This is a genomic window from Plantactinospora sonchi (assembly GCF_036422035.1).
GTDB classification, from domain to species: domain Bacteria; phylum Actinomycetota; class Actinomycetes; order Mycobacteriales; family Micromonosporaceae; genus Plantactinospora; species Plantactinospora sonchi.
In genome coordinates this window covers 1-11,706 of record NZ_JAZGQK010000022.1, presented here as the reverse complement: position 1 = coordinate 11,706, position 11,706 = coordinate 1, and the positions used below count along the sequence as shown (strand labels likewise).

Genomic DNA, 11,706 nt, shown 5'->3' with positions numbered 1-11,706 from the left:
ACCTGAAGCGGTCCGGCACCGACCGCCGGTCGGCGCCGGACCGCGACGCCAACGGTGACCGTGGAGGGGCACGCGCGCCACCCTCCACGGTCCACCTTCGAAAGGATCCGATGGCCACCACCACCGCACCCGGCCCGGTCCGGCCCACCGGGCCGCCGGCCGCCGCCGGCGGGACCGCCCAACCGAAGCGCCGCCGGCCCAGGCGCTCGCGCCTGCCGTACCTGCTGCTCGTCCCGGCACTCGTGCTCGAACTCGGCATCCACGTCGTACCGATGCTCGTCGGGGTCTGGATGAGCCTGCTCGAGCTCACCCGCTTCCACATCCGGGACTGGTCCACCGCCCCGTTCGTCGGACTGGCCAACTACCAGGTCACCTTCGACTTCGACTCGGCCACCGGCAAGGACCTGGTGCACTCGTTCTGGGTCACCATCCTCTACACCGTCGTCTCGGTCGGCATCTCCTGCCTGCTCGGCCTCGCCGCCGCGGTGTTCCTGCAACGGCCGTTCCGGGGGCGGGCCCTGCTGCGGACCCTCTTCCTCACCCCGTACGCGCTGCCGGTCTACACCGCGGTGATCACCTGGAGCTTCATGTTCCAGCGGGACACCGGACTGGTGAACCACGTACTGGGTCAGGCCAATCTGGTCGACCCCAACGACGCGCCGTTCTGGCTGATCGGCGGCAACAGCTTCTGGTCCCTGCTGCTCGTCTCCGTCTGGCGCTCCTGGCCGTTCGCCTTCCTCTGCCTGATGGCCGGACTGCAGAACGTCCCCAACGAGCTCTACGAGGCGGCGGCCATCGACGGCGCCGGGTTCTGGCGGCGACTGCGCAGCGTCACGCTGCCCCTGCTCCGCCCGGTCAACCAGGTGCTGGTACTGGTCCTCTTCCTCTGGACCTTCAACGACTTCAACACCCCGTACGTCCTCTTCGGCGGCGCCGCGCCCCGGGAGGCCGACCTGATCTCGATCCACATCTACCAGAACTCCTTCGTCACCTGGAACTTCGGTCTCGGGTCGGCGATGTCCGTGGCACTGCTGCTCTTCCTGCTCGTCGTCACCGCGCTGTACCTGATCGTCACGAACCGCAGGAGGGACCATGCGTGAGACCACCGCGGAACGCTGGGCCCGCCGCATCGTGCTCAGCCTGCTGACCCTGTTCGTCGTCACCCCGCTGTACGTCATGGTCAGCTCGGCCCTGAAGCCGTTGCGCGACGTGCAGGGCGCCTTCACCTGGATTCCCAGCCGACCCACGATCCAGCCGTTCCTCGACATGTGGCGGACCGTCCCGCTCGGCCGGTACATGCTCAACAGCCTGATGGTCGCCAGCATCGCGGCGATCGTCTCGGTGGTGGTGGCGATCTTCGCCGCCTTCGCGGTCAGCCGCTACCGCTTCCGGGGTCGGCAACTGTTCTCGGTCACCGTGTTGTCGACGCAGATGTTCCCCGGCATCCTCTTCCTTCTGCCGCTCTTCCTCATCTACGTCAACCTCGGCAACGTCACCGGGATCGAGCTGTACGCGACCCGGCTCGGGCTGATCATCACGTACCTGACCTTCTCGTTGCCGTTCTCGATCTGGATGCTGGTCGGCTACTTCGACTCGATCCCGCGCGGCCTCGACGAGGCGGCCCAGGTCGACGGCGCCGGGCCGATGCGGACCCTGTTCCGGGTCATCCTCCCGACGGCGGTGCCGGGCATCGTCGCGGTCACCGTGTACGCCTTCATGACCGCCTGGGGCGAGGTGCTCTTCGCCTCGGTGATGACCGACGAGAACAGCCGCACCCTCGCGGTCGGCCTGCAGGGGTACGCCACCCAGTACAACGTCTTCTGGAACCAGGCGATGGCCGCCTCGGTCGTGGTCAGCATTCCGGTGGTCGTCGGCTTCCTGGCCCTGCAGCGCTACTTCGTCGCCGGCCTGACCGCCGGAGCGGTGAAGTAGCCACCGGCCGGTGAAGCCGACCACCCCCGGTCCGCCGGGGGCCACGCCACCGTCGACGGAGCCACGCGCCCCGCCCGGTGGTCACCGGCGTGGCCACCCGCCCGCCCCGTCCGTCGTGCCACCGCCCGGCAGGGCCTGGCGATCGAAGCGTCAGCAAGAACCAAGAGGAGAGTCGACCAGTGTCGGACCTGTCCAAGTTGCCACCCCACTTCACCTGGGGCGTCGCCACCGCGGCGTACCAGATCGAGGGTGCCGCCGCCGAGGACGGCCGTAAGCCGTCCATCTGGGACACCTTCAGCCGGGTGCCCGGCGCCGTCGACAACGGCGACACCGGCGACGTGGCCTGCGACCACTACCACCGCTGGCCCGAGGACGTGGAACTGATGCGTCGCCTCGGCGTCGACGCGTACCGCTTCTCGGTGGCCTGGCCGAGGGTCGTCCCGGACGGGACCGGCCAGGTCAACCCGGCCGGACTGGCCTTCTACGACCGGCTGGTCGACGCGCTGCTGGCCGCCGAGATCCGGCCGCTGGTCACGCTCTACCACTGGGACCTGCCGCAGGCGCTGCAGGACCGGGGCGGCTGGCCGGAGCGCGCCACCGCGGAGGCGTTCGCCGAGTATGCGGGGCTGGTCGCCAGCCGGCTGGGGGACCGGGTCAGCGACTGGGTGACGGTGAACGAACCGCTCTGCGTCTCCTGGATCGGCCACCTGGAGGGCAAAATGGCCCCCGGTGACCGGGACCTGACCCGGGCGATCGCCACCTCGCACCACGTACTGCTGGGGCATGGTCTCGCCACCGCCGCGATCCGGGCGTCGTCCCCGCGTCCGGCCTCGGTTGGCATCGTGCTGAACCCGAGCCCCTGCGAGCCGGCCAGCGACCGGCCGGAGGACGTGGCGGCGGCGGTCCGGGCCGACGGCCACGTCAACCGCTGGTGGCTCGACCCGCTGTACGGCCGGGGCTACCCGGCCGACATGATCGAGACCTACGGTGTCGAGCCGCCGGTCCGCCCGGGTGACCTGGAGTGCATCGCCACGCCCACCGACTTCCTCGGCCTGAACTACTACTTCCGCCAGGTCATCGTGGACGACCCGGAGGGACCGGTCCCGTTCGCCCGGCAGATCCCGGTGCCGGGCGCGGTGCACACCGCGATGGACTGGGAGGTCCACCCGGCCGGTCTGGAGGAGCTGCTGGTCTCGGTCCACGAGAAGTACGCCCCGAACCGGATCATGGTGACCGAGAGCGGCTCGGCCTGGCACGACGAACTGACCCCGGAGGGGACCGTCGAGGACAAGGAGCGGACCGCGCACCTGGAGCAGCACCTCGAGGCCTGCGCGGCGGCCGCCGCCCGGGGCGTGCCGATCGACGGCTACTTCGTCTGGTCGCTGCTGGACAACTTCGAGTGGGCGTACGGCTACGACAAGCGGTTCGGCCTGGTGCACGTCGACTACCCGACACAGCGACGGACCATGAAGGCGAGTGGACTGCGGTACGCCGAGCTGATCCGTGAGCACCAGCGGCTCGTCGGGACGCCGGAGTCCTCCGCCCCGGCGGTCTGACCATCGTCCACCGCGGCCGGGCCCGCCGACCCGGCCGCGGTGGACCCGCCGACCCCCGCCGGCCGGTGACGTGCCGGCCGGCGCGGGATCGGCTCACTCCCTTGTGGCCCGGGCCGCCAGTGGTTCGGGCCCGGCACCGGGCGCCGGCTCGGTTCCTCCGCTCCGGCCGGCCGACCGGCCCCGACGTCCGGTGCTCCAGACGAGCAGCCCGGCGGTGAGTGCCGCGGCCGCGCAGAGCGGCCAGAGCAGGCCGGGCGCGACCGTGTAGACCAGGGCGCCGACCGGTGGGGCGAGGATCGTGCCGCTGGTCGCCGCCCCCGTGTAGAGGCCCTGGTACTGGCCGACCAGTGCGGGCGGCGAGGCGTCGAGCACGTGTGCCGTCGCCGTTGTCTTGTAGAGGATCTCACCGCAGGTGAGCACCACCATCGCGGTGACCGCCAGCCAGGCCGCCGTACCGAGCGAGAAGAGCCCGAAACCGAGCCCGACGAGGGCGTACCCGGCGCCGATGATGCCCAGCGCGGAGTGCCGGCGCAGCACCGCCGTCACCGGGATCTCCAGGCAGAGGATCATCGCGGAGCCGAGGGCGATGAGCCCGGCGTAGAGCCCGACCGGTTGTCCGTGGTCACGGAGGTGGACCGGCAGGGTCGAGTAGAGCTGCCGGTAGACGACATCCACCACCACGACCGCCGGTAGCAGGGCCAGCAGCCCCCGGTCGGCGCGGACCGCGCGCCACAGGTCCCGGATCCCGGTGCCGCCGGCGGCCCTCGGCGGCGGGTCGGCCGGCAACAGCCGCGCGGTCACCGCGCGGACCAGCAGGGTCAGCACCCCGTCGATGACGAAGAGCCAGGTGAAGCTGTACGTCACCAGCAGCGCACCGGCCGGCGGTCCGATGACACAACCGGCGTTGAAGGCGGCCCGGGTGACCGCCACCGAACGGCGTCGCTCCCCGGGCGGTACGGCGAGCGCGACCAGTGCCCCCTGGGCCACGCCGGAGGCGGCAGCGGCGTAGCCGACCAGCGGCATGACCAGCGCCAGGCCGGCAACCGGCAGCCAGGGAACGGCGAGCGTACCGACACCGGCGACCGCCGAGGCGACCAGCAGGGTACGTCTGTGCCCGAACCGGTCCCCGAACCAGCCGCCGGTGAAGTTGCCGGCCAGCATCCCGGCTCCCAGCGCGCCGCTGATCAGACCCGCCGGCCCGATCGGCAGGCCGCGCGGGCCGGTCAGGTAGAGGAAGAGGTAGAAGGCGACGAAGGAACCGGCGGCGTTGACGAACCGGCCGGCGGCGAGGGTCCACACCACTCGGGGGATGTCCCGCATGCCACTCCTGTCGTCCCGTTCCGTCCGTGCGCCCGGTGCCTGGTCAGGAGCTTAGGTCAGTGAGTCTCATATTGGAACTGAGTAGGTGGTGTCTCATCCGGCCGTCCCGACGGGCGCCCTGGACCGCTCCCCGGCCGGACGAGGTACGACCGAGCGGGACCTGCCCCAGCCGACGCGGGTACGGTGTGCGGAGCCCATTGAAGGGCGACCACGTCCCGCCTGCTCGCACCACGTACCGAGGAGTCCAAGATCAGATGAGTGATCGGGTCCACACCCCCGAGCCGGGGTCCAAGAGCCAGCCGCGGCCGACCAAACAGGAGCGGAAGGCAGCAGCCGAGGCGGCCGCTGTCCGCACCGCCGAGAACCGGGCGCGCCGGCAGCGCTGGGTCGGGGCCGTCGCCGGGGTCGTACTGGTCGGGTTGGGGTTCGCCGCGCTCATCGTGCTCCGGGACGATCCGGACGACCGGTCCGAGAACACCGCCGCGTCGGCGGCGAGCCAGCCGGCCAGTGCCGCCCCGACCGCCGCTCCCACCCCGACGCCGGCCGGTCCCACCGCGACACCGCCCGGTTCCACGCCGTCGGCCGGGGAACCCGAGCTGGACCTCGACCCCCGGCTGGGGCAGCCGCCGACCGTCGAGGCCGGTGAGGGCGAACTCAGCGAACTCGGCGTCACCACCCTGATCAAGGGCACCGGGCCGGAGGTGCGGCGCGGCCAGACGATCCTGGCGAACTACGTCGGTGTCTTCTACGGCAACGGTGAGGAGTTCGACTCCTCCTGGCGTCAGGGCCAGCCCGCGCAGTTCGAGGTCGGTGTCGGCAAGGTCATTCCGGGCTGGGACCAGGGACTGGTGGGCGTCCCGATCGGCAGCCGGGTCCGCCTCGACATCCCGGTCGATCTCGCGTACGGGCCGAACCCGCCGCAGGGCTATCCGCAGGGGCCGCTGCGTTTCGTGGTGGACGTCCTGGCCGCCCGGTAACCGACCACGACGCCGGAAGGGGCCGGGGGGGCCGGGGCCGGGCGGGGCGGGCCCCCCGGGCCCCCCCCCCCCGCGGGGGGGGGGCCCGCCCCGGGGGGGGGGGGGCCCCCCGGCCCTTCCGTCTCTGGCCGGCCCGTGCGGTCCCGTTCCCGGGCGGTACGCCCGGAACCGGCTGTCACGCTCCGACGGTTGCCTTCGGGCGTTCCTCGGCGAGGCTCTCGACCGCCTCCGTGGTCTCGCTGTCCCGGTGTGCGCGGTACTGCTTCACCGAGTACGCCAGGGCGAGACCCCAGACCAGGTAGAGCGCGGCGTAGACGGTGTACCGGACGCCGTCCGAGGCGTCGATCCAGTCGCTGCGCAGCAGGGTCCGGGCGTTGGTGATGATGATGAGGCCACCGACGGCCGAGCCGAGGATCCGTGGCGGGATGTGCCGGACCAGCCAGGCCGCGATCGGCGCGGCGACCACACCGCCGACGAGCAGCACCGCCACCCAGGCGAAGTTGACGTTCTCGCTGCCCAGCCCGACCAGGAAACCGATGCTGGCGGCCACCGCCACCAGGAACTCGCTGGTGTCGATGGAGCCGATCACCTTGCGGGGTGCCAGCCGCCCGCTGGCCAGGATCGCCGGGGTGCCGACCGGCCCCCAGCCGCCGCCACCGGTGGAGTCCACAAAGCCGGCGATCAGTCCGAGCGGGGCGAGGAACCGCTTGCGCAGCGGCAGGCCGAGGCGGTCCCGGCGGATGCCGAAGGCGGTGAACCGGACCAGGATGTAGACGCCGAGGGCGAGCAGTAGCAGCGCCATCACCGGCGCGGCCACCTCGGTGGAGAGGCTGGACAGGAAGGTCGCCCCGGCGAAGGCACCGATCGCGCCCGGTACGCCGATCTTGGCGACCACCTTCCAGTCGACGTTGCCGAACCGCCAGTGTGCGGCTCCGGAGGCGAGCGTGGTGCCGATCTCGGCGAGGTGGACGGTGGCCGAGGCGGCGGCCGGGTTGGTGCCGATGGCCAGCAGAAGTGTGGTGGAGGTGACGCCGTAGGCCATGCCGAGGCTGCCGTCCACGAGTTGAGCACCGAGTCCGACGAGGGCGAGAAGCAGAAGTTTGCGCACGGGCGTTCCTTCCCGTCAGTGATCGAGGAGGGTCCGGCTGACGGCCGGCGTGAGCTGCCGGCAGGGTGCCGACGGGGCAGGTGAGGCATCCGAAAGGGACCGGATGGGACGGGCGGCGGCGCTGCGGTGCAACCGATTCCCCATCTAACCCATAGGGATTGTTTACCGGGTTGTCGTGGTAGTCAAGCCCGTGACTGTCCGTGTTTTCGCCGGCCCGGGCAGCGGAGGCCCGGACAGCCGGCGTGGGCTCACCCGGCCGCCCTCCGGCACCGGTGAACCACGACAGGGTTCCGGCCACGGTGCGCGGTCGCCACCAGCGGGGTGTTCGCCAGGGCGACCGCGGTGCAGTCGGTTGGGACACCGATCGGCATCCAGGGGGAAGGCCAGACCAGCTGTTCCTCGGCGGCGTCCCGCGCGGCGGCGTACTCGGTGACACCCACCGACCGGGCTCCGAGCGCCCGGTCGGCCGTTCGTCAGCTCGCCGGTGCGCCGTCCAGGTGCAGCAGGACAAGTTCCCCCGGACGCAGTGGCGGCGCCTGCAGCCCGGCGCTGTCGAGCGCCCGGCCGGACAGCCGGGCGCCGGTGCCGGTGAACCAGGCCGGTGTGGCGGCCAGGGACGCGCCGGTGGACTCCGGCGCCAGCGGGCGGATCCGGTACCGACGTTCCGGGTCCAGACCGGGCAGCCGTACCGGGCCGGGGGTGGCGGTCGTACCGGTGGTTATCCCGACCAGCGCCATGATCGCCTCTGACCGGTCCGGGGCGACCACGCCGTGCACCCACAACGCCGGGTCAGGATGGTCGACCCGGACCACAGTGCCGCCGTGGACCAGGTCCCGGTGCCGCTTGTACAGCGCCACCCAGTCGGCCAGTTCCCGTTCCTCCTCGGCGGAGACCACCGAGATGTCCCACTCGACCCCGAAGCTGCCGAACAGCGCGGTGCCGGCCCGGAAGGCGAGGCTGTGCGTCCGGCCGGTGTGGTGTGAACGCGGCTTCCCGACGTGGGAGCCGATCAGCTCGGGCGGCAGCAGCAGTTGGGTCCAACGCTGGATCGACTGCCGCTCCAGCGGGTCCAGGCAGTCACTGCCCCAGATCCGGTCGGTCCGGGCCAGGATCCCGAGGTCGACGCGGCCGCCACCGGACGCGCACGACTCGATCTGCAGCCCCGGGTGCCGGTCCCGCAACGTGTCCAGCAGCCGGTAGACCGCCCGGGTCTGCGCGTGCACGCCCGGCCGCCCGGTCGGCGGGTGCCCGGCGTCGAGCAGGTCCCGGTTGTGGTCCCACTTCAGGTACGCGACGTCGTACTCCCGGACCAGGGTGTCGAGCCGGTCGAGGAGGTACCCGTAGGCGCCCGGGTTGGCCAGGTCGAGGACCTGCTGCCAGCGTTGCGCCTCGGGCATCCGGCCGCCGGTGGCGAGGATCCAGTCCGGATGCGCCCGGGCCAGCTCCGAATCCGGGTTGATCATCTCCGGCTCGACCCAGAGCCCGAACTCCAGGCCGAGTCCGCGTACGTGCGAGACCAGGGGATGCAGGCCGTCCGGCCAGACGTCCGGGTCGACGTACCAGTCGCCGAGCCCGGCCCGGTCGTCCCGGCGCCCCCGGAACCAGCCGTCGTCGAGCACGAACCGCTCCGCGCCGATCCGCGCGGCGGCGTCGGCGAGCGCGGTGAGCCGCTCCAGACGGTGGTCGAAGTAGACCGCTTCCCAGGTGTTCACCACGACCGGACGGGTACGGCGTCGCGGGCTGACCTCCCGGCGCAGATGCTCGTGGAAACGTCCGGACATCTCGTCGAGGCCGGCGCCGTAGGAGCCGTAGATCCACGGGGTTCGGTACGCGGTGCCCGCCGCGAGTTCCAGTTCGCCGGGGAGCAGCAGCTCGCCGCCGCCCAGCAGCGTCTCGCCCTCCGGTGTGCGCTCGGCGTGGATCCGGTGGTTACCGCTCCAGCCGACGTGCAGCCCCCACACCTCCCCGGACCGGAAGCCGAACCCGGAGGTACCCGCGACCAGCAGCAGGGTGGCGTCCAGGCCGGGCTTGCCGCGCCGGCTCTCCCGCAGCCAGGTGCCGACCGTGAACGGGTGGCGCTGGGGCACCCGCTCACGGCACCACCGACCGGTGAGGTCGAGCAGCTCGTCCGCCCGGGGCGGCACCGGTAGCCCGACCGTCAGCCCGTCGAGCTGGTACGGGTCGGACGCCAGGTTGCGTATCTCGGCGCGGAGTCGGACCAGCCCGCCCCGGTCGAGGTCGATCTCGATGGTCAACTCCAGTGCGGCGGCCTCGTCCCGGCCGGTCACCGAGACACCGCTGGTGACTCCGGCGGGCTCCTCGACCGTCCGCAGCCCGGTCCGGTCGAACCGGGGGGACCAGTCGCAGCCGGCCCGGTGCCCGGAAAGACCGGGCAGACCGAACCAGGCGTGCGTGTGCTCCGGCACGAGGCCCACCGGCCGCCCGTCCGGCGCGCCTCGTCGTACCGGTCGGCGCAGCGCGGTGGCCAGGTCGGTCAGTTCCGGCCCGGTCAGCGGGCCGAGATCGGCGCCCCAGTGGAGCACCACCGGCAGGCCGTCGTCCACGCATGCCAGGAGCAGGCTGACCCCGGCCCGGCGCAGGTGGACGAACTCACCGACGTCACCGTCTCTCGAGCTGGCACCGGGATCACCCGCCGGCTCGAAGCGGCGGGTCTGGCTGGGAACCGTCACGGCGTACCTCCGGCCACGAGAAGATCTGTCACCACCCGGCCCAGGTAGCCTGCCTCCGGCGTCCGGCCCCGTCAACGCCGGCGCCAGGGACCGTTCCGGCAGGTCCGTCGGACGTCCGCCGCTCGTCCAAGGCCGTGGGCCCGGCCGGGCGCCGGATGACCCGGACGGTAAACCGGGTACGGCCGGACCGCCGGGATGGTGGAGAATCTGCACCGTGACGGATAGCAGCCTCTTTCCCGCCACCTCCGCCGGCCTGGTCGCCGTTCTCGACGACCTGCGGTGGCGTGGCCTGATGTTCGACTCGACCGGTCCCGACGAGCTGCGGGAGCACTTCGCCGCCGGTCCGGTGACGTTCTACGTCGGCTTCGACCCCACCGCGCCCAGCCTGCACATCGGCAATCTGCTGCAGATTCTGACCGCCCGACGACTGCAACTGGCCGGTCACCGTCCGCTGCTGCTGGTCGGTGGGGCCACCGGGTTGATCGGCGACCCGAACGAGCGGGGTGAGCGGACGCTGAACAGCCCGGAGGTGGTCGCGAGCTGGGTGGAGCGGATCCGGAACCAGCTCGCGCCGTTCGTCTCCTACGAGGGGGAGAACGCGGCACAACCGGTCAACAACCTGGACTGGACCGGGGCGATGTCGGTGGCCGAGTTCCTCCGCGACGTGGGCAAGCACTTCCCGGTCAACCGGATGCTGGCCCGGGAGGTGGTCAAGGCCCGGTTGGAGACGGGGATCAGCTACACCGAGTTCAGCTACCAGCTGCTCCAGGCCAACGACTTCTACGAGCTGCACCAGCGGTACGGCTGCACCCTGCAGTTCGGCGGCTCCGACCAGTGGGGGAACATCACCGCCGGGGTCGACTACGTGCGTCGCCGTGGCGCGGGACCGGTGCACGCCTTCGTCACGCCGCTGGTCACCAAGGCGGACGGGACCAAGTTCGGTAAGACCGAGGGTGGCGCGATCTGGCTGGACGCGACCATGACCACCCCGTACGCCTTCTACCAGTTCTGGGTGAACACCGACGACCGGGACGTCAGCCAGCTGCTGCGCTACTTCAGTTTCCGGGACCACGAGGAAATCGAGGAACTGGAGAAGGCGACGGCGGAGCGGCCGGCGGCCAGGGCTGCGCAGCGTGCCCTGGCCGAGGAGTTGACCACCCTGGTCCACGGCGCCGAGGAGGCGAGGCAGGCGGTGGCCGCGAGTCAGGCGTTGTTCGGTCGGGGGTCGCTCGACGAACTGGGGTCGGAGACGCTGCGTGCCGCGCTCGCCGAAGCGGGACTCGTCCGACTGGAATCCCTGCCACCGGCGGCGTTGTTGTTCCGAGAGGCGGGCCTGGTCGGCAGCCTCAACGAGGCACGTCGGGCGATCGCCGAGGGCGGCGCGTACGTCAACAACGAGCGGATCACCGATCCGGAGGCCGTGATCGCCCCGGAGACGTTGCTGCACGGCCGGTTCCTGGTGTTGCGGCGCGGGAAGCGTACGTTCGCCGGGGTGGAACTGGCCGCCGGTCGATGATGTGACGGGGAATGCCCCCGGCGGATTTGACGTTGCATCGTTCGACCGCGTAATTTTCTCTCTGCCCGCGGGGAACGGACGAAGAGCGCGAAACGCGCGAAGCGGCCGGAACCGCAGGTGAGGTGACCGGGTAGGTCGACGGGCTGACGCTCGTGGACAGACCTGGCGGGCGGGGTGACCCGGATCGCCTGGACGGCGATTTGGTGTTGCGGACCTGACCGAGTAGAGTGAACGGTCGGCAGTGAGCCGGGCGAGCGCGTGGGTAACTCCGCGAGCGGCCGGACTGCCGGAATCCTGGATCAACGGCTCGCTCGTCGAGTTGCGCCTTGATCAAGGAATGGTTGATCGAATGAGTGGGTGTCGGACCGGTGGAAATCGGTTTGACGAAGCGAAAACGGTCGGCTAACGTACAACGAGCGCCGGACGGAAACGCGAGGCGGAAGTAAGAGCCCCGAGTGGTTGGTCTTAGGATCTGCTGGTCGGTGTGTGTTTGTTCTTTGAGAACTCAACAGGGTGCTTGATAAGCCAGTGCCAAATGTTTGTTTGTTTGGCAGCAAGTGTTTAATTTGTTGCTGGGTTGATTTTCCAAGTTTTTGTTGGAGAGTTT

The 11,706-nt window shown here is 71.1% G+C and carries 8 protein-coding genes; 5 read left to right on the top strand and 3 right to left on the bottom strand.

The window, feature by feature from the left end; all coding sequences use genetic code 11:
* The first annotated feature begins 110 nt into the window (after positions 1 to 110).
* From V1633_RS24930 to V1633_RS24920, 3 genes are all read left to right on the top strand, one after another.
* Positions 111 to 1,100 (top strand): carbohydrate ABC transporter permease, encoded by a 990-nt coding sequence (locus tag V1633_RS24930; protein ID WP_331216824.1) that lies wholly within the window; start codon positions 111 to 113, stop codon positions 1,098 to 1,100.
* Positions 1,093 to 1,932 carry a carbohydrate ABC transporter permease gene (locus V1633_RS24925; RefSeq protein WP_331216823.1) on the top strand — a complete coding sequence of 280 codons (840 nt, stop codon included), beginning with the start codon at positions 1,093 to 1,095 and terminating at the stop codon, positions 1,930 to 1,932. The genes V1633_RS24930 and V1633_RS24925 overlap by 8 nt, the downstream gene beginning before the upstream one ends.
* A 179-nt stretch (positions 1,933 to 2,111) precedes the next feature.
* A complete protein-coding gene (locus tag V1633_RS24920) occupies positions 2,112 to 3,488 on the top strand; it encodes a GH1 family beta-glucosidase (protein WP_331216822.1) in 1,377 nt (458 codons plus the stop codon).
* A gap of 93 nt (positions 3,489 to 3,581) precedes the next feature.
* Here V1633_RS24920 and V1633_RS24915 read toward each other — a convergent pair whose 3' ends face one another.
* Positions 3,582 to 4,808 (bottom strand): MFS transporter, encoded by a 1,227-nt coding sequence (locus V1633_RS24915; protein WP_331216821.1) that lies wholly within the window; start codon positions 4,806 to 4,808, stop codon positions 3,582 to 3,584.
* Positions 4,809 to 5,062: 254 nt separating this feature from the next.
* Between V1633_RS24915 and V1633_RS24910 the strand changes: the two genes are divergently transcribed.
* Complete coding sequence (locus V1633_RS24910; protein ID WP_331216820.1) at positions 5,063 to 5,785, top strand: FKBP-type peptidyl-prolyl cis-trans isomerase; 723 nt, start codon at positions 5,063 to 5,065, stop codon at positions 5,783 to 5,785.
* 175 nt (positions 5,786 to 5,960) lie between these two features.
* Here V1633_RS24910 and V1633_RS24905 read toward each other — a convergent pair whose 3' ends face one another.
* Both V1633_RS24905 and V1633_RS24900 read right to left on the bottom strand, forming a co-directional pair.
* Positions 5,961 to 6,893 carry a sulfite exporter TauE/SafE family protein gene (locus tag V1633_RS24905; RefSeq protein WP_331216819.1) on the bottom strand — a complete coding sequence of 311 codons (933 nt, stop codon included), beginning with the start codon at positions 6,891 to 6,893 and terminating at the stop codon, positions 5,961 to 5,963.
* A 473-nt stretch (positions 6,894 to 7,366) separates the two neighbouring features.
* Positions 7,367 to 9,583, bottom strand: coding sequence for an alpha-galactosidase (locus tag V1633_RS24900; protein WP_331216818.1), 2,217 nt, complete (start codon positions 9,581 to 9,583; stop codon positions 7,367 to 7,369).
* 214 nt (positions 9,584 to 9,797) lie between these two features.
* On the opposite strand from V1633_RS24900, the gene tyrS reads away from it, so the two are divergent.
* Positions 9,798 to 11,099, top strand: coding sequence for a tyrosine--tRNA ligase (gene tyrS / locus V1633_RS24895; protein WP_331216817.1), 1,302 nt, complete (start codon positions 9,798 to 9,800; stop codon positions 11,097 to 11,099).
* Positions 11,100 to 11,706: the final 607 nt, after the last annotated feature.